Source organism: Amycolatopsis sp. M39, assembly GCF_001651785.1.
Lineage (GTDB): Bacteria > Actinomycetota > Actinomycetes > Mycobacteriales > Pseudonocardiaceae > Amycolatopsis > Amycolatopsis rubida.
This window is the reverse complement of sequence record NZ_LWSF01000003.1, coordinates 131673-149238: the sequence shown is the minus strand read 5'-3', so window position 1 is coordinate 149238 and position 17566 is coordinate 131673. Positions and strand designations below refer to the sequence as shown.

General features: G+C 69.1%; 19 protein-coding genes and 1 pseudogene. 9 read left to right on the top strand and 11 right to left on the bottom strand.

Annotated elements, in window-relative coordinates:
• Position 1 precedes the first annotated feature (1 nt).
• Together A4R44_RS09495 and pknB are read left to right on the top strand one after the other, a co-directional pair.
• Positions 2-1237 carry a serine/threonine-protein kinase gene (locus A4R44_RS09495; protein WP_067578381.1) on the top strand — a complete coding sequence of 412 codons (1236 nt, stop codon included), beginning with the start codon at positions 2-4 and terminating at the stop codon, positions 1235-1237.
• On the top strand, positions 1234-3225 hold the full coding sequence (pknB, locus tag A4R44_RS09490; RefSeq protein WP_067578739.1) for a Stk1 family PASTA domain-containing Ser/Thr kinase: 1992 nt from the start codon (positions 1234-1236) through the stop codon (positions 3223-3225). The genes A4R44_RS09495 and pknB overlap by 4 nt, the downstream gene beginning before the upstream one ends.
• Positions 3226-3293: 68 nt before the next feature.
• Here pknB and A4R44_RS09485 read toward each other — a convergent pair whose 3' ends face one another.
• From A4R44_RS09485 to A4R44_RS09470, 4 genes are all read right to left on the bottom strand, one after another.
• A complete protein-coding gene (locus A4R44_RS09485) occupies positions 3294-3623 on the bottom strand; it encodes a hypothetical protein (protein ID WP_067578379.1) in 330 nt (109 codons plus the stop codon).
• Positions 3624-3728: 105 nt separating this feature from the next.
• Positions 3729-4373: a hypothetical protein gene (locus A4R44_RS09480; protein ID WP_067578377.1), complete on the bottom strand. Its 645-nt coding sequence runs from the start codon at positions 4371-4373 to the stop codon at positions 3729-3731.
• The gene (locus tag A4R44_RS09475) at positions 4361-5164 is read right to left on the bottom strand and encodes an ATP-binding cassette domain-containing protein (RefSeq protein WP_067578737.1); all 804 of its coding nucleotides are present in this window, start codon (positions 5162-5164) and stop codon (positions 4361-4363) included. The genes A4R44_RS09480 and A4R44_RS09475 overlap by 13 nt, the downstream gene beginning before the upstream one ends.
• A gap of 14 nt (positions 5165-5178) precedes the next feature.
• The gene (locus tag A4R44_RS09470; RefSeq protein ID WP_067578375.1) at positions 5179-5823 is read right to left on the bottom strand and encodes an aminodeoxychorismate/anthranilate synthase component II; all 645 of its coding nucleotides are present in this window, start codon (positions 5821-5823) and stop codon (positions 5179-5181) included.
• Between the two features lie 110 nt (positions 5824-5933).
• Between A4R44_RS09470 and A4R44_RS09465 the strand changes: the two genes are divergently transcribed.
• Complete coding sequence (locus tag A4R44_RS09465) at positions 5934-7223, top strand: FAD-dependent oxidoreductase (protein WP_067578373.1); 1290 nt, start codon at positions 5934-5936, stop codon at positions 7221-7223.
• Positions 7224-7225: 2 nt separating this feature from the next.
• Here A4R44_RS09465 and A4R44_RS52255 read toward each other — a convergent pair.
• Positions 7226-7901 (bottom strand): annotated as a pseudogene (locus tag A4R44_RS52255) (zinc-binding dehydrogenase); the annotation flags it as partial.
• Between A4R44_RS52255 and A4R44_RS09455 the strand changes: the two are divergent.
• Positions 7898-8212, top strand: coding sequence for a TetR family transcriptional regulator (locus tag A4R44_RS09455; protein ID WP_107648835.1), 315 nt, complete (start codon positions 7898-7900; stop codon positions 8210-8212). The pseudogene A4R44_RS52255 and the gene A4R44_RS09455 overlap by 4 nt on opposite strands.
• On the opposite strand, the gene A4R44_RS09450 is transcribed toward A4R44_RS09455, so the two are convergent.
• Both A4R44_RS09450 and A4R44_RS09445 read right to left on the bottom strand, forming a co-directional pair.
• Entirely contained in the window at positions 8205-8861 is a 657-nt protein-coding gene (locus A4R44_RS09450; RefSeq protein WP_067578369.1) for a response regulator transcription factor, read from the bottom strand. The genes A4R44_RS09455 and A4R44_RS09450 overlap by 8 nt on opposite strands.
• Positions 8801-10603: a sensor histidine kinase gene (locus tag A4R44_RS09445; RefSeq protein ID WP_067578367.1), complete on the bottom strand. Its 1803-nt coding sequence runs from the start codon at positions 10601-10603 to the stop codon at positions 8801-8803. The genes A4R44_RS09450 and A4R44_RS09445 overlap by 61 nt, the downstream gene beginning before the upstream one ends.
• Positions 10604-10770: 167 nt before the next feature.
• Between A4R44_RS09445 and A4R44_RS09440 the strand changes: the two genes are divergently transcribed.
• The 3 genes from A4R44_RS09440 to A4R44_RS09430 all read left to right on the top strand — a co-directional run bounded on the left by A4R44_RS09440 (position 10771) and on the right by A4R44_RS09430 (position 12696).
• A complete protein-coding gene (locus tag A4R44_RS09440) occupies positions 10771-11478 on the top strand; it encodes an ABC transporter ATP-binding protein (protein WP_067578365.1) in 708 nt (235 codons plus the stop codon).
• A gap of 13 nt (positions 11479-11491) precedes the next feature.
• Positions 11492-12217, top strand: a complete 726-nt coding sequence (locus A4R44_RS09435; protein ID WP_067578363.1) for an ABC transporter permease — start codon at positions 11492-11494, stop codon at positions 12215-12217.
• A 92-nt stretch (positions 12218-12309) separates the two neighbouring features.
• Entirely contained in the window at positions 12310-12696 is a 387-nt protein-coding gene (locus A4R44_RS09430; protein ID WP_067578735.1) for an SCO5389 family protein, read from the top strand.
• Between the two features lie 389 nt (positions 12697-13085).
• Here A4R44_RS09430 and A4R44_RS09425 read toward each other — a convergent pair whose 3' ends face one another.
• The 3 genes from A4R44_RS09425 to A4R44_RS09420 are packed head-to-tail and all read right to left on the bottom strand — an operon-like array spanning position 13086 to position 15180.
• Positions 13086-14099: an LLM class flavin-dependent oxidoreductase gene (locus tag A4R44_RS09425; protein ID WP_232791548.1), complete on the bottom strand. Its 1014-nt coding sequence runs from the start codon at positions 14097-14099 to the stop codon at positions 13086-13088.
• Positions 14069-14227 carry a hypothetical protein gene (locus A4R44_RS48895; protein WP_093572273.1) on the bottom strand — a complete coding sequence of 53 codons (159 nt, stop codon included), beginning with the start codon at positions 14225-14227 and terminating at the stop codon, positions 14069-14071. The genes A4R44_RS09425 and A4R44_RS48895 overlap by 31 nt, the downstream gene beginning before the upstream one ends.
• Positions 14227-15180, bottom strand: coding sequence for a class E sortase (locus A4R44_RS09420; protein ID WP_167545202.1), 954 nt, complete (start codon positions 15178-15180; stop codon positions 14227-14229). The genes A4R44_RS48895 and A4R44_RS09420 overlap by 1 nt, the downstream gene beginning before the upstream one ends.
• Positions 15181-15820: 640 nt before the next feature.
• Here A4R44_RS09420 and crgA point away from each other — a divergent pair.
• Together crgA and A4R44_RS09410 are read left to right on the top strand one after the other, a co-directional pair.
• Positions 15821-16087, top strand: coding sequence for a cell division protein CrgA (gene crgA / locus A4R44_RS09415; protein ID WP_037809181.1), 267 nt, complete (start codon positions 15821-15823; stop codon positions 16085-16087).
• Between the two features lie 133 nt (positions 16088-16220).
• Positions 16221-16601 carry a PH domain-containing protein gene (locus tag A4R44_RS09410; RefSeq protein ID WP_232791547.1) on the top strand — a complete coding sequence of 127 codons (381 nt, stop codon included), beginning with the start codon at positions 16221-16223 and terminating at the stop codon, positions 16599-16601.
• Here A4R44_RS09410 and A4R44_RS09405 read toward each other — a convergent pair.
• On the bottom strand, positions 16587-17546 hold the full coding sequence (locus A4R44_RS09405) for a rhomboid family intramembrane serine protease (RefSeq protein ID WP_067578359.1): 960 nt from the start codon (positions 17544-17546) through the stop codon (positions 16587-16589). The two genes, A4R44_RS09410 and A4R44_RS09405, sit on opposite strands and share 15 nt — an antisense overlap.
• Between the last annotated feature and the right edge of the window lie 20 nt (positions 17547-17566).

Here is a 17566-nt window from a genome sequence, read left to right as displayed (position 1 = left end):
GATGCTGTCCTCGGGTCAGCTGCTGGCCGAGCGCTACAAGCTGACGAACCGGATCGCCGTCGGCGGGATGGGCGAGGTCTGGCAGGCGAGCGACACCCGGCTCGACCGGATCGTCGCGGTGAAGGTGCTGAAGGCCGAGCTGTCCGGCGACGCCGAATTCCTGCACCGGTTCCGGACCGAGGCGCGGATGACCGCCTCGCTCAACCACGCCGGGATCGCCGCGGTGCACGACTACGGCGAGACGGTCGACGAGGACCTGTCCATCGCGTACCTGGTGATGGAGTACGTGGAGGGCGATCCGCTGGCGGGCATCCTCGCCAAGCACGGGCGGCTCACCGCGGACTACACACTTGATCTGCTTGAGCAGGCGGGCACCGCGCTGCAGGCCGCGCACGAGCAGGGCCTGGTGCACCGCGACGTGAAACCGGGCAACATCCTGGTCACTCCCGCGGGCAAGGTGAAGATCACCGACTTCGGCGTGGCCAAGGCCGCCGACGCCGCGCCGGTCACCCGGTCCGGCATGGTCATGGGCACCGCGCACTACATCGCGCCGGAGCAGGCGCTCGGCCAGGACGCGGAACCGGCCAGCGACGTCTATTCGCTCGCGGTGTGCGGGTACGAATGCCTCGCCGGGCACCGGCCGTTCCTGTCCGAGAACGCGGTGACGGTCGCGATGATGCACATCCGCGACGTCCCGCCGCCGCTGCCGCCGGACGTCCCGCCGGGCGCGCGGGCGGTGATCGAGGCGACGCTCGTGAAGGACCCCCGGCAGCGCTACGCCAGCGGCGGCGAGTTCGCCGGCGCGATCGCCGCGGTCCGCGCTGGCCGCCCGCTGCCCACCCCGCTCGGCCTGGTCAACGCCGCCTACGCGGCGGGCCAGGCACCTCCGGTGCCACCGGTTCCGCCCGCAGTGCCGCAGGCGGCCGGCGCACCGGTCGGACCCAGTTCCAACCCGGCGTTCCGGCCGCTGCAGGCTCCGCCGGGTCCGCCAGGTCCGCCGCCGAAACGGAACCAGTGGGGCTGGTGGGTGCTGCTCGCGGTGGTCATCGTCGTGGTCCTGGTGGCCCTGGCGTTCTTGATCGCGAGAGTGGTGTCGGGCGGCAACGGCGGACCGCCGCGAAGCGTGGACAGCGGGAGCGGACCGACCTCAGCCACCCCGGCCGGTACGAGCGAGGCCCAGGGCCTGCAAGGCATGATGACCACACCTTGGACGGAATGGAACGGCACGAAGCGATGACGACACCCAGACTGCTCTCCAATCGGTACGAGCTGGGCGACACGCTCGGGTACGGCGGTATGTCCGAGGTCCACCACGGGCACGACGTGCGGCTGGGCCGGGAAGTCGCGATCAAGGTCCTGCGCGCGGACCTCGCCCGCGATCCGCAGTTCCAGGAGCGGTTCCGGCGCGAGGCCCAGAACGCGGCCGCGCTGAACCATCCCGCGATCGTCGCCGTGTACGACACCGGCGAGGCGAACACCGACGTCGGGCCGCTGCCCTACATCGTGATGGAGTACGTCGAAGGCCGGACGCTGCGGGACATCGTCAAGACCGAGGGCCCGCTGTCGCAGAAGCGTGCGATGGAGGTCATGGCCGACGTCTGCGCCGCGCTCGACTTCTCCCACCGGCACGGCATCGTGCACCGCGACGTGAAGCCCGCGAACGTGATGATCACGAAGAACGGCGCGGTCAAGGTGATGGACTTCGGCATCGCGCGCGCCATGCACGACGGCCAGTCGGCGATGACGCAGACCGCGGCCGTCATCGGCACCGCGCAGTACCTCTCGCCGGAGCAGGCGCGCGGCGAGTCGGTGGACGCCCGGTCGGACGTCTACGCGGCGGGCTGCGTGCTGTACGAACTGGTCACCGGCGAGCCGCCGTTCACCGGCGATTCCCCGGTCGCGGTCGCGTATCAGCACGTGCGGGAGGACCCGAACCCGCCGTCGTCGGTGAACCCGGCGGTGTCCCCGGAGCTGGACGCGGTCGTGCTGAAGGCGCTGGCCAAGGGCCCGGCGAACCGGTACCAGTCGGCCGCCGAGATGCGTTCGGACCTGGTCCGGACGCTGTCCGGGCAGCGTCCGTCGGCCCCGATGGTGATGTCGGACGACGAGCGCACCCAGGTGATGAACGCCGACCGGCGCCAGCCGCAGGCCTACGACGACTACGCCGACGAGCCGGATGAGGACCCGCGGGCCAAGCGCCGCCGCCGGATCATCTTCGCGGCGATCGCCGCGCTGCTGGTGGCGGGCGTGGTGCTGTTGATCGTGTGGCTGTCCGGATCGTTCCGCGACGCCAACAAGGAGGCGCAGATCCCGCCGGTGGTCAACACGCCGGTGCCGACGGCGAAGGCGCAGCTGCAGCAGGCGGGCTTCTCGTCGTTCGCGGACAACAAGACGGTGGTGTGCGGACCCGAGGCGAGCAACCCCGGCGGCCAGACGTGCTCCGAGGACCAGATCGGCAAGGTCATCGCGATCGATCCGCAGGTCGGCGCGATGGTGTCGACCTCGTCCACGATCACCCTCACCGTTGGCATGAAGCCGGGCAACGCCACCGTGCCGGACCTGCGCGGCAAGTCGCCGGACGACGCGAAGTCGGCGCTCGAGCAGGCCAAGCTGAAGCTCGGCAACACGACCTCGCAGCCCGTCGACAACCAGAGCGACGTCGGCAAGGTCGTGTCGCAGAACCCGACCGCGAACTCCTCAAGCCCTGAGGGAACACCGGTGGACATCGTCGTCGGGTCGGGCGTCAACCAGAAGTCGGTGCCGAACACGGTCGGCCAGGACTACGAGTCGGCGAAGCAGACGCTGGAGAACGCCGGTTTCCAGGTCAAGCGTCTCGACCAGGCCTCGGACCAGCCGAAGGACCAGGTCATCAACCAGCAGCCGAACGGCGGCAACCTGCCCCCGAACAGCACGGTGAAGCTGACCGTGTCGTCCGGCCCGCAGCAGATCAAGATGCCGGACCTGACCGGGATGACCGAGGAGCAGGCGACGCAGAAGCTGCAGAGCTTGGGCTGGTCGGGCAGCGTCCAGACGCAGTCGACCTCGTCCGGCAGCGGCAAGCCCTACACCGTGGTGAAGCAGAGCCCCCAGGCAGGCAGTCAGATCAGCCCGACCGACGCGATCACGCTGACCATCAAGGAGGACGACGGCAGCGGCCCGCCGACGTCGAGCTCCGGCGGCGGGATCTTCCCGCCGGGCGGGATCCGCAACAACAACGGCGGCTGACCCGCTCGTCATTTGTCAGGAGGGCCCGCACGGTGCGCACCGTGCGGGCCCTTTTTCGCGCCGGCCGATCAGTCTTGGTCGAGGAAACTCCGCACGCTGGCGAGCACCTCGTCTACGTCATGACCGCCGCCGCAGTCGACGTCCAGCTCTTCGACGGCCCCGGAGCGCTTCACGGTAAGCGACACCTGGCGTCCGTCGCGCTGTCCGCGCAGCCAGCCGAAAAGCGACCGGCAGAAGGTGCCTGCCGACCGGCTGCTCACCATCACCACCACTCCGCTGCCCGGCCCGGCGAGCCGCACCCGCCCGGCCAGTTCGTCCTCGGCGCCGAGCCAGGAAACGAGGTGCCGCACCTCGTCCGCGGAGCCGTCCACGGTGATCGCGGCGATCCCAGCCGTCACGGATGCTCCCCTCCCGGGCCCAACAGACGGCGCGAGGGTAACCGACTCGCTGCCTGACCCGGAACCCCCAAATCGGCATTTGCCGAATGCAATTTGCATAAGGGGTCAGGAGCGGCGAGTGGAAACCGCGCCCACCACCGTCATGCTCGCCGCCAGCAGCACCACCGACGTGCCTGCCGCCAACCCGAGCGGACCGCCGTACGGGGAGCCGCTCATCAGCGCTTCCAGCAGCGGATGCACTAGCGGAACCCACTTTCCCAGCAGCACCACGCCAAGCACGAGAACCGCGGCGAGCACCGTCCAGCCGATGCGCGACACCAGCAACCGCGAGCACGGCAGGCCGATCGCGATGCCCACCAAAGCGCACGCGAGATGCGTCGCCAGCCCGGCACTGACGATCTGTCCATGCAGCTGATTCCGATGCGTCGCGGCCCACGCGACGGTCGCCAACGTGCACACCAAGGTGCAGCCGAACACCGCCAGCACCGCGCCGCCAATGGTTTTGCGGGTGCCCCCGGCGTGGTTGAGCGTGATCAGGCGCTGCACCGGATCTTCGATGTCCAGCAACGCGATCGTGAGCCAGCAGCCGAGTACGAGAACCCCCGCGCCGCTCACGCCAAACAGCGGAAGCACTGGCGAACTCGGGTCCGCGTAAAGGATTGAGCACAACGCGAGGTATGCCAGCCCAGCTGGCAAATAGCGTTGCGAATGGCCGAGCAGCGCCAGGTAATAGCGGCTCACTGCGAGCACGGCGCCACCTCCCGCACCGACCAGCCGCCGGACAAAGCGCGCAGCAGAACGGCGTCGGCGTGTTCGGCGTCGACCGTCAGGACCACGCCGCCTGCTTGGTCGGCGACCGCGTGCACCCCTGGTTCGGCGGACCAGTTGTCGACGCTCGACGACACCGGCAGCAACGTGATCCGCTTGCGTTCCGGATGCGGTTCCAGCGGTGCGACCCGGCCGGATTCGAGCCGGTACACCTCGTCCGCGTGTTCGCCCACGACGTCCGGCCGGTGGTCGGTGAACACGACGCTCGCGCCGCGTGCGCGGGTTTCCGCGACCAGTTCGCCGAGCACCGTGTGCGTGCCGACGTCGAGGCCGGACCAGGGTTCGTCGAGGATCAGCAGGTCCGGCCGCACCAGCACGGCTTGGGCGAGACCGACCTTCTGCGCGTTGCCTTTCGACAGTGTGCGCAGCTGCGCGTCCGGGCTGCCGACCAGCGCGAGCCGCTTCAGCAGCGGATCGATCCCGGACAGATCAGCCAGTCCGCGGATCCGTGCGAGATGCCGCAGGTAGGCCCGCGCGCTCAGCCGCTGGCCGCCGGGAAACCGGTCCGGCAGGTAACCGACCGCCGGGCTCCCGGTGATGTCGCCGTAGGACGCCCGCGACACTCCGGCGAGGATCCGCAGCAGCGTCGATTTGCCCGACCCGTTGGCGCCGAGAATGCCGACCACCCGCCCGGCGGCCACCTCGAAATCGATGTGCGTCAGGACGGGTTCGCCGCTGCCGTACCGTTTTCCGACTCCGCTGAGCCGGATCAGCGGGGTCGGCGGGGTCACGCAGTCGCGGCCTTCTGCAGGGTGCGGGTGGCCCGCTCCAGGTCGTCGACGACGGTCGGCGCGACCGGGTGCCCCGCCGAGGCCATCCAGTTCGCCAGCATCCGGTGGCCGCATTCGGTGAGCACGGATTCGGGGTGGAACTGCACGCCCTCCAGCGGCAGCGCACGGTGCCGCATGCCCATCACGATGCCGCTTACGGTGGTGCCGGTGACCTCGAAAATGTCCGGATCGATGGTGTCCGGCAGCACGGTGAGCGAGTGGTAGCGAGTGGCGGTGAACTCCTCCGGCAGCCCGGCGAGGATGCCGGAGCCGGTGTTCCGCACCTGGCTGGTCTTGCCGTGCAGCAGCTCGTCCGCGCGGTCGACGGTGGCTCCGAAGTGCACGCCCAGCGCCTGATGGCCGAGGCAGACGCCCAGCATCGGCGTGTGCGTCTCGGCGCATTTCGCGATCACTTCAATGCTCTGACCCGCACGTTCTGGTGTGCCGGGCCCCGGGGAGACGAGCACCGCGTCGAAGTCCGGCACGCGGTCGAGGTCGACGACGTCGTTGCGCCACACCGTGCAGTCGGCGCCGAGCTGCGCCAGGTACTGAACGAGGTTGTAGACGAAGCTGTCGTAGTTGTCGACGACGAGAACGCGCATGCCGCCAGCTTAGCGGCTCCCACCAGGTGGACCGTACGCCAGATCACAGTGAAAGTTAGGATCACCTAACTTACCGTGGACCGGTGAGCCGAATCCTTCGTGTCGCCGTCGTGGGCGCCGGCCCCGCCGGCATCTACGCCGCCGACCTGCTGGACAAGTCCGACGCGGACGTCGAGATCGACCTGTTCGAGCGCATGCCCGCGCCGTTCGGGCTGATCCGCTACGGCGTCGCACCCGACCACCCGCGCATCAAGGGCATCGTCAGCGCCCTGCACAAGGTGCTGGACCGGCCGAACATCCGGCTGCTCGGCAACATCGACTACGGCACCGACCTGAAGCTGGACGATCTGCGCGAGTTCTACGACGCGGTCATTTTCGCGACCGGCGCGATGGCTGACCGCGCGCTCGACCTTCCCGGCATCGACCTCGAAGGCAGCCACGGTGCCGCCGACTTCGTGTCCTGGTACGACGGCCACCCGGACGTGCCGCGTACCTGGCCGCTCACCGCGTCCTCGGTCGCGGTGCTGGGCGTCGGCAACGTCGCGCTCGACGTGGCGCGCGTGCTCGCCAAGACCGCCGACGAACTGCTGCCCACCGACATCCCGGCGAACGTCTACGAGGGCCTGAAGGCCAGCCCGGTCACCGACGTGCACGTGTTCGGCCGCCGCGGCCCGGCGCAGGCGAAGTTCTCGCCGCTGGAACTGCGCGAACTGGACCATTCGCCGAACGTCGAGGTGATCGTGGACCCCGAGGACATGGAGTTCGACGAGGCCAGCGTCGCCGAACTGCGGGCTTCGAAGCAGACCGACATGGTCGTGAAGACGCTGCAGGAATGGGCGATTCGCGACGAAGGCACCCGTCCGCGCCGGCTGCACCTGCACTTCTTCCACTCGCCCGCCGAGGTGCTCGGCGAGGACGGCAAGGTCGTCGGCCTGCGCACCGAACGCACCGAGTACCGCGACGGCAAGGTCGTCGGCACCGGCGAGTTCCACGACTGGGACGTGCAGGCGGTGTACCGCGCGGTCGGGTACCTGTCTTCGCACCTGCCGGAAATCCCGTTCGACCACACCGCGGGCGTGATCCCGAACCAGGGCGGCCGCGTGCTGGACCTGGACGAGAACCAGGTCCCCGGCGTGTACGTGACCGGCTGGATCAAACGCGGCCCGGTCGGCCTGATCGGCCACACGAAGGGCGACGCGGCCGAGACCGTCGCGAACCTGCTNCGGCATTCGTCGCCGGACGCGATCCTGGAATTCCTCGCCACGCGCGGGATTTCGTTCACCACCTGGGAAGGCTGGGGCAAGCTCGACGCGCACGAGAAGTCGCTCGGCGAGGGTGAAGGACGCGAGCGGGTGAAGGTCGTGGAACGCGACGAGATGGTGCGGGTTTCGCGCGCCTGAATTCAGGTCACGTAGACGATCTTCCCGCGAGCGTGCCTGGTTTCGCTCAATCCGTGCGCGGCCGCGGCTTCGCTCAGCGGGAAGGTCGCTGCGACGGGGATGCTTAAGCGTCCTTCCTCAGCGAGCTTTACTGCCGTGGCAAGGCCGTGTACTGCCAGCGGATCCGCACCGGGGATCGCGGCGCTGTGCGAGAAGTGCACGCCGTGGCGCAGTGTGGTGAGGTCGGCGATCGTCACGAGCGGACTCGCTCGACCAGCCCCGGACTGTAAGTCGTCGGCTCGGCGCCGAGGAAACGCAGGAAATCGTGGTTGTGCGGGCTCGCCGTGCCGATCACGGTGGCACCGCGGGCGATCGCCAACTGGACCGCGACCGTGCCGACCCCACCCGCCGCACCGTGCACCAGGATCGTTCCGCGGCACCGCCTGCCTCAACCCAGCTCCACGCGTCCGGTTTGGCTGCCCAGTGCGCCAGAACGGCGTATTCGGCGTTGGCGCCACGACGATTCGCGGCGGTCATCCCGAAGACGTGGGCACCGGGCTCGTCCACCACTCCCGCAGCGTCGTACCCGGTCCGGAACGGGAGGGTCACCGGCATTGCGCGCGCCCCGGACCGGATGGCGGTTTCGCCCGCGGAAAACCCGGAAATGCGAACTTTCCAGCGGATACGGCGTGCCGATGCGGGAGATCGCGCGGCAGGCCGAGGCGAGCGTCGCGACGGTTTATCGGCGTTCTCCGACCAAAGACGCGCTCATCACCAAAGCGTTCGCCGAGGAGCTGGCGCTGTGCTCGTCAATCGTCGAGGAGGGCATGGCGGCGGTTGCGCCGTGGCAGGGTTTCGTACTGGTGCTGGAGAAGCTCACCGCGGCGCACGCCCGTGAGCAGGGCTTCCGCGCGGATCGCAGCGGTGCGTCGGCGCTTCTGATCCAGTCTTTCCGGGCTCGCCCGGACGCCGAACCGCTGCCGCCCGCGGTGCGGGTGCCGTTCAGCTAGAACCGAGGAACTTCAGCACGGCCGACACCCGGCGATTCGTGTCGTCCGAGGCGGAAATGCCCAGCTTGGCGAAGATATTCGCGGTGTGTTTGCCGACCGCGCCCTCGCTGAAGTGCAACCGGCCGGCGATCGCGGCGTTCGAACAGCCTTCCGCCATCAGGCCGAGCACCTCGCGTTCCCGTGGCGTCAAGACCGCCAATGGGTCCGAAGCGTTGCCAGCCACCAGTTTCGCGATCACTTCCGGATCCATCGCCGTACCGCCCGCGGCGACCCGGCGAACCGCGTCGATGAACTGCTCCGCGTTGAATACGCGATCCTTCAGCAGATAACCGACCGCGCCGGTGCCGTCCGCCAGAAGCTCGCGCGCGTACAGCTGCTCGACGTGTTGCGACAGCACGAGAATCGGCAGCCCGGGTGTCTCCCGGCGAGCAGCAAGCGCGACCTGCAGACCCTCGTCGGTGTTGGTCGGCGGCATCCGGACGTCCACAATGGACACGTCCGGCTGGTGTTCGCGAAGCGCGGCAGCCAGTTCCGGCCCGGAACCGACCGCCGCGACGACGTCGAAGCCGTGCGCGACGAGAAGGTGGGTCAGGCCGTCTCGGAGGAGGTACTGGTCCTCGGCGACGACGGTCCGGGGTCGAGCTGGCACGGCACCTCCACAATCGCCGCCGTCGGGCCGCCCGGCGGGCTGGTCAGCGCTAACCTACCGGCGAATCCGGACAGCCTCCGCTCGATCCCGCGCAAACCCGTGCCGCGCGCGGCGTCCGCGCCGCCTTTGCCGTCGTCGGTCACAGTCGCGCGCAGGAGCCCCTCGAAGTACTCCAGCACCACCGACGCGCGCCGGGCCCCGCCATGTTTTGCCGCGTTGCCAAGCAATTCGCACACCGCGAAGTACGCACAAGCCTCCGCCGGCTGTTCGAGCCGACCCGGCACCGACGCCGTGACCTCGACTTTCAGCGGACTGTCCAGCGCCGCCGCCCGCACCGAGTCCACCAGTCCGCGCTCTGACAACACCGGCGGATGGATGCCGCGCACCAGCGATCGCAACTCGGTGAGCGCCTCCGACGACGCTTCCCGCAGCTCGGCAGCCAGCTGTTTCGCCTTGTCCGGGTCGTGCTCGATCAACGCTTCCACCGCGCCGAGCTTCATCCCCATCGCGACCAGCCGCGATTGGATGCCGTCATGCAGGTCGCGTTCGATCCTGCGCAGTTCAGCGGCCTGCGCGACGTTGACCTCGACCCGGGTCTGGTCCAGCCGGCGCACGCGCTGCGCGAGCCGGGACGCCTCGGTCGGACCGAGCAGCCATCGGCCGAGTTTCGCCTGGTACCTGGCGAGCCATGGCGTCGGCAGCAGTCCGGCGAACACCGCCGCCAACGCCACCGGCGTCATCGCGAACGCTCCGCCGGTGCTCGTCACCTCGGGCAGTCCGACCATCCCGAACCAGCCGTGCGTACCGGTGATCCACAGCGCGACCAGGCCGTAGCTCCCCCAGAAAACCAGCGCCGCCGACGGCACCCACAACACCGGAGTCGCCACCGGCAACACCACCGCGGCTGCCATGTCCCGCCAGGTCGCGCGGTCGTGGAGCACCCAATGGATCCGGGCGCGCAGCATCGGCCACCACGGTTCCTCGTACAACTGCTTGCCGAACTGGTACAGCCCGTCGCCGCGCGGCACCGGCAACGCGGGCGGCGGCAGGTACGGCTGGGCGATCCGCACCCCGGTCCAGCGCTCCGCTTCGCGGCGGAAGGTGTCGGCGACCGCGCGGCTGGCCAGCGTGACAGTCGGAAACACCACCACCGCGCCGGACAGCACGACAACCTGGGCGACCGTCATGCCCAGCTGCGCCAGGGAAATCGCCCACAGCCCGAGCTGATATCCGAACGCGTCGAACCGGCGGCTGAGCCAGCTCTTCCCGCGCGGTGCGTGCGGACCGAGCCAGAACCCGGTCCACCGGGCATACCCGCGCAGCGCGACGGGCCCGGCGACCAGCGAAAACACCGCGAAAACCAGCGCGACCGGCGGGTTCAGCAGCTGCCAGCCGAACTCCCGGCCGGTCGCCGGATCCTCCATGATCCACGTGAAACGTCGATTCCAGCGGATCCACCACGCCCGCCGGTAGAGCTGGGTGCCGTCGCGATACCAGCCGTCGCGCTCGCGTTCCGGCTCCGGCGGAGCAGGCCGGTACGGACTCGGGATCTCCCGTCCGGTCCATCGGCCGACCAGCTCCCGCGCGTGCCGCGACCGGACGCGCGCGAGCTCGACCACCGGCGAGAAGAAGAGCACGAGGCCGACGCACAACAGCGCGAACGCGATCAGTTCGAGCAGGACGTCAACCCAGCTCACCACCGCGAGACCGGCGAGTGCCCACGCGCGCCGCACCGACGTCATGGCACCCCCTTTCGCTCCTCAGTCTCGCCGCTGCGGCCTTCGCCGGCCCTGGCTCCAGCTCCCGGTACGGGGTGGCCCCAGCCCCACCCCGATGCCCGCAAAACCCCACCTCAACCGGGGTTTCCGGCTCATTCTGCCGGACCGCGCGCGCTTCTAGCGTCGTTCGCATGCGACTCATCGAAGTTTCCGAACTCCGCAAGGCCTACGGGGGCCGGGTCGTGGTCGACGGCGTCTCGTTCTCCGTCGACCGCGGCGAGATCTTCGGCGTTCTCGGCACGAACGGCGCCGGGAAGACCACCGCGGTCGAATGTCTCCAGGGCCTGCGTGCGCCAGACTCCGGCACCATTTCCGTACTGGGCCTGGATCCCGCGCGCGACACCGCCGAACTGCGCCGCCGCGTCGGCACCCAACTGCAGGACGCACGCCTGCCGGAGAAACTGCGGGTCCGTGAGGCGCTGTCACTGTTCGCGTCGTTTTATCCCGACCCGGCCGACATCGACGCTCTGCTGACCCGGCTCGGCCTCGACGCCCACCGCGACATCGCCTTCGGCAAGCTCTCCGGCGGTCTGCGGCAGCGGTTGTCCATCGCACTCGCCCTGGTCGGCAACCCCGAACTGGCCATTCTCGACGAACTGACCACCGGCCTCGACCCGCACGCCCGGCAGGAAACCTGGCAACTGGTCGAGAACGTGCGTGCTTCCGGGGTGACGGTCGTGCTGGTCACGCACTTCATGGACGAGGCGCAACGGCTGTGCGACCGCCTAGTGCTGCTGGACCGAGGCCGGGTCGTCGCCACCGGCACCCCCGCCGAACTGCTCGCCGACACCGGACGGCCGAACCTGCACGAAGCGTTCGTCGCTCTCACTCGCGGCTGAAGGAGATCTTCCGATGCGTACTTTGCTGATTACCGAAGCGAAACTGTTCCTGCGCACGCCGCTGTGGGCGATCCTGGGCGTCTTCCTGCCGACCGGGGTCCTGCTGGGCGTCGGCTCGATCCCCGGAATGCGGGAACCCAGCCCCGCCACCGGCGGCTACCGATTTGTCGACCTGTGGGTGCCGTCGCTGGTCGTGATCGCGCTGGCGATGCTGGGCCTCCAAGTGATCCCGGCGGCCGTCGCGACCTACCGCGAGCACGGCGTCCTCCGCCGCCTCGCCACGACGCCCGTGCCGCCAGCGCACCTCCTGCTCGCGCAAGTGCTGATCCACGCCGCCGTCGCACTGGCCGGGGTGCTGCTGATGCTCGGCACCGCGAAAATCGCGTTCGCCGTGCCGATCCCGAAACATCCCGGGCTCTTCCTGCTGGCCCTGCTGCTCGGCCTGGTCTCGGTCTTCGCGCTAGGCCTGATCGCCGCTTCCCTCGCCCGCACCGGCAAAGCCGCCGGCGGACTGGCGATGATCGCCTTCTTCCCCATCATGTTCCTGGGCGGCGTCTATCTGCCACGACCGCTGTTGCCCGCGGTGATCCAGAAAATCGGTGCCTACGTGCCGCCCGGCACCCAGCCGTTGCAAGACGCCTGGGTCGGCGATGGCGGACAGCCGCTGCAGTTCGCCGCGTTGGCCGCCTTCGCGCTCGGCGGAACGGTGCTCGCCGTGCGGCTGTTCCGGTGGGAGTGATCCACCAAAGTGGTGATGAAACTCGTTTTCTCTTGTGGCCGGGTCCGGCGGGCCGGTAGCTCTGAGGGGTACCGCTGACCATGGAGGTTGTCTTGTCCTTGGACGTATCGCCCGCGCTGCTGGAAAAGGCCGAACGCGGGGAGGTCTCCGACGCCGAGTTCGTGGCCTGCGTGCGGGAATCGCTGCCGTACGCGTGGGAGGTCATCACCGGAGTGATCGCGGAAGCAGACACCGCCGCGGACGGATTCGCGGACAACGAAACCCCGCCGCCGGACGAGACCGCCCGCGGGCAACTGCTGCGGGCACTGGCCTCGGACGCGATCCGGGGCGGGCTGGAACGGCATTTCGGGGTGAAGCTGGCGTTCCAGAACTGCCACCGGGTGGCTGTTTTCCGGGACACGGACGGGGATCGGTACCAGGCGTTCGTTTCGCCCCGGGGGCAGTTGCTGAACCAGAGCCCCGAACTGCGGGACTGCTGAGTCCGGTTCAGGCTTGAGGACTGGCCTGCTCAGGAGATTGCTCTGAGCAGNGAGCAGGCCAGTCCTTCGGCTGCGCTGATCTCAGCAGCAATCACGCCAGCCTCAGCTGGATTCAGCCGCTGACCGCGGCGTCGTACCGGCAACGGCATGGCCGACGAGGGCGAGTGCGCCGATTGCCAGCAAGCCGAACCCCATGTACGTCGCGTCGATAACGCATCGGCGCAAGCTCGTTCGGGCATCCCTTGTCGGCCATCATCGCGTTAGTCAGAGTGCCAACGATCACGAATGTTCGGGGCTTCATGGCGGCTCCGGATTGTCGGCTATGTCCTCGTGCCGGTTCGCATTGATCCACGCCAGCGCACTCGACGCCCAGGACTCGAACCTGCGACCTAGAGGCCAGAAGGCTCGTGCCCCCGCAGCGCGGGCAACACCTCGGCACCGATCCGCGCGATGTTCGCCATCGTCCCCTCCGCCGTGCCGGACGCTTCCACGAACATGATCACGTGGGACACCCCAGTGCGCTCAAGACTCGTCCGCACAGTTTCGACGCAGTGGCCGACCGGACCAACCGGATGGATCGCGCACAGCTTTTCCGTGTACTCCCAAGGATCCCGAGCCGGCCCAGGCCGGTCGTCCACCGGCACGTGAGCGGCTAAGCCGTCCGCCAGCCATCCCGGCAAAGCGCGGCGCACCACCGCCGAAGCATTGTCGCCGACCTGGCACAGCACTGTCGACACATGGTCCGCAGGCGCACCGTAAGCAGCAACGGTGGCCGCCTTCTCCGCATCATCCGCGTGCAGGCCCAGCAACAACGGCAGCTCACGTTCCGCAGCCAGCCGGACCGCGGAAGAAGTCGGCCCGCCGCAGGCCACCACGACTTGGGGAGCGCGCTGCGGAGCCGGGCGCAGCTGTACCTCGCGGAAGGAGAAATGCGAACCCCGGGCCGAGACTCGACCACCGGCGGCGGTCAGCAGAAGATCCAGAGACTCCGCGAAACCCGTTTCGTAGCGCGGCAATCCGGTGCCGAAGACCTCCAGGTCCTGCCATGGCCCACCTCGGCCGATGCCCAACCGCAGGCGGCCGTCGGAGATGGCGTCGAGCATGGACCACTGCTCGGCCAACGCGACCGGATGCGTCGTGGACAGCACGCTCACCGCCGTACCGACGCCGATTCGCGACGTCTGGCCGAGCACGTGCGCGGCGAGCGTGATGGCCGACGGGCACACGCCATACGGCATGAAGTGGTGCTCGGCCAGCCACACGTCGTCGAAACCGGCGGCTTCGGCCGCACCGGCCGCGCGGACGGTGCGCCGCAGTACGGCGGCGTCGTCCTGTCCCGGGAAGCGGCCCGAGACCAGGAAGACCCCGAACCTCAGTTGTTCACCGACACGTTGTTGAACCACAGCAGCGGGTCCAGCCACGGGAACACCACGAACATCAGCAGCGCCACGATTCCGAGCACCAGCACGAGCGCGATCGCGAATTTCACCGCGAACGGACCGGGCAGATGCCGCCAGAGCCAGCCGTACATCAGGACGCGACTCCGATCTTCTTCAGCAACGTCGTGTAATCCGGCACCTGCGTCTTCGGCACCTGGCGGGTCAGCACCGAGGTGATGATCAGCCGTTCCTTCGCCGAGAACTGCGGGTGACATGTGGTGAGCGTGAGCAGCGAAGCCTGCTGCGCCTTCGGCAACGCCCCGGCCGGCTTGTACGGCACCGGGTTCACCGCTTCGCCCTGGCTCGGCTGGACGACCTTGCGGCCGAACGTCTCGTCGTACGGGCCGCCGCCGGGGATGCTCGAGTTGCGCAGCGTCGACACGCCCTTGCACTCCGGCTGCGCGCCCTTGCCGCTGCTCCAGCCCTTGATCTCGTCGTCGTAGGGCAGCACCTGGTAGATGAAGAAATCGGTGTGCGTTTCGATCACGATCTGGTCGCAGGAGCTCAGGTTGTCCAGGTCGTTGAACGGCGCGCCCTTGCCGACGCGGTGCCCGGCGATGCCGAAGTTGCCCGGTTCGCCCGGTAGCGCGGTGCCCTTGTAGTGGCCGGGGCCGACCGCCAGCGAATCCTCTCCGGTGCCTTCCTGGATGGTGAAGTTGAAGTCCGCCCCGAACGAGGGGATGTGGATGCGCGCGAACGCCTTGCCGTCGATCAGCTCGGGGTGCAGCGTGCGGTCCTTCGCCCAGTCGCCGTCGAGCTGGTCGCTCGCGGTGTGCTGTTTCTCGGCGGAGAACAGGTCGGTGACCCACACCTCGTACACCATGAACAGCAGCACGACCACGCCGAGCGTGATGAAGATTTCGCCCGCGGTGCGGATCGCGAGCCCGCCCTTGCCCAGCGGCGGCGGGGTCTTTTTCGCCTTCTTGTCGTCCTTGTCTTCAACCGCGACCGCGGAGAACACCTCGGTCGGCTGCTCGGCGAAGTCCGGGCCGGTCATCCGCCGCCGGGACGGATCCGGGGCCGCGGCCCCCACCCGGCGAGGCATCTGCCGTCCTTCTTCCGGCTGACGGCGGGGACGTTCGCCGAGATCCCCGGACTGGGCGCGGAATTCCCCGGTACGGCGCGATTCGGCGGGGCGTCGCGGCGGGGTTCCTTCGGCCCGGAACTCGGCGGGACGGCGAGGTCCGGCCTCGCGCGGGCCGCCGAAATCACCGCCGCGGGGGTCACCCTCGCGGGGCCTGCCTTCGCCCGTCCCGCCCTGCCCGGGCCGGTTTTCGCCGCCGTCCCGGCGCGGTCCGCCCCGGTCGATCGGCGTGCGCTGTTCGGGTGATCTCCGACCCGGGTCGCCGGCCACTCTTCGCCGCGGCGGGGTCTCCCCGGACTGCCTTCTCGGCGGCGGCGCCTGGCGGCGGACCGGGCGGTCAGGTCCCGTGCCGGGGCGGCGGTCGTCCTCGCCCGGCCAATCTTGCGGCGTCACGCAAGCTCCTCCCGCGCCCGGCCGGAGTCCTGCCCGGCACTCCAGGTGGCGCTGTTGTCACAGTCTGAGAAACCCGACCGCTCCCGCCCGGTGCTGCGGAGCCGTCCTTTACGTTAACGTGTGCACGTGGCGCTGGTTGCGCACCCCGACAGCGGGACCTCGTCCAGGATGCCGCCACCAGGAATGCCCGAGAGCACGCGAGGAAACGATGCCGAAGTCGAAGGTCCGCAAGAAGACCGCGTACACCCCGCCTGTCGACCGCCGCACCCCGGTGAAGGTCCAGGCCGCGGGACCGTCGAACCTGTTCTACAAGATCGTCATGTTCGGCCTCATGCTCCTCGGGCTGGTGTGGCTGGTCGTGAACTACATCGCAGGCGACAAAGTTTCGTTCCTCAGCGAGCTCGGAAACTGGAATTTCGCGATCGGATTCGCCGCGATGATCGCCGGCCTGCTGATGACGATGCGGTGGCGCTGACCATCCGCCGGATCAGCTTTGCTCCGGTCGGCCGATTGACACCGAATCACACCGGTGTGACTCATCCCCAGTGTGGATAACCCCTGTGGATAACCACTCGGCCTCATGGGCCCCGCGCCGGAACCTCGTGGTAGTGGCGTGGGGCCTGGCCACGTTGCTGCTGGCCGGAACCGTCCTGGACGCGCTCTTCGGCGACGGCAAGGGCGCGGTGCTCACCGGCCTCGCGACGCTGGCCGTCGGCGCGTTCGCGGTCCACTGGACGCTCGTGCGGCCCCGCCTGTCCGCCGACTCGGCGGGGCTGCGGGCCCGCACGCTCACCGGCACGCACCGGCTCCCCTGGACCGGCACGACGGTCCGGCTGCGCAGCACCCGCCGCCTCGGCCGCGACGGTGTGACGCTCGAACTGGAGCGTGACGAGCAGCTGTTCATCTTCGGGCAGACCGACCTCGGCGAGGATCCTCGCGACGTGCTGGACGTGCTCGCCGAACTGCGGGCTCGCTCAGCTGGAGCCTGAGGACTTGCAGAAGTACTTGTAGTCCCCCTGGACCAGCTGCGGAGAGCAATCCAGCGAGGGGAACTCGGTGGCTCGCCACCCGATCAGCCCGACGAGCGCGATCGCGACGACGGCGGTGCCGATCGCCTGCCACCGGACCAGATTGCGGGCCGGGGCGTAGAGCATCGCAGCCGTCACCAGTGCCCCGGTGACAAGGCCGCCGACGTGCGCCCAGATCGAAATGCCGGGGATGGAGAAAGTGATGTAGGCGTTGATCACCAGGTTGATGAGCAGCGCGGTCGGGTTCAGCCGCAGTTTGAGGGTGATCACCGCGTAGCTGCCGAGCAGCCCGAAGATCGCGCCGGACGCGCCCACGGTCGGCGTGCCGTCGCCGAAAAGCAGCACCGCGGTGGAGGCGCCGAGCATCGACACGAAGTAGAGCGCCAGGTACCGGATCTTGCCGAAGACCTGCTCCAGCGCACGGCCGATCATCCAGAGCGAGAACGCGTTCGCCGCGATGTGGATGGGCCCGTAGTGCAGGAAGCCCGACGTGAAGACCCGCCACCACTCACCCGCGCCGAGGGTGAGCACCGGCTGCAGGTAGAGCCGGACCTGGAGGAGGGCCAGATTGTTGTCGAACAGGCTCTTCGCCTGGATGACGGTGATCAGGAAGATCACCACGTTCACCGCGATCAGCGTCGCGGTGACGGTGTAGGAGTTCGAAAGCCGGGCCCCGGCGATCGTGCGGGAGCCCATTCCGGCGTCGCGGTACTGCCGGTGCTGATGTTTCTGCTGTTGCGCCCCGGTCTGGACGCAGTCCGTGCACTGAAACCCCACGGGGGCTTCGCGCAGGCAGTCCGGGCAGGCCGGACGCCCGCAGCGGGCACAGCTGAGGCCGGTCGGGCGGTTCGGATGCCACCAGCAACCGGGGAGAGACGGCGCGGACGGGTTCGGCGGTTGGCTCACGATGACTCCAACCTACCGAA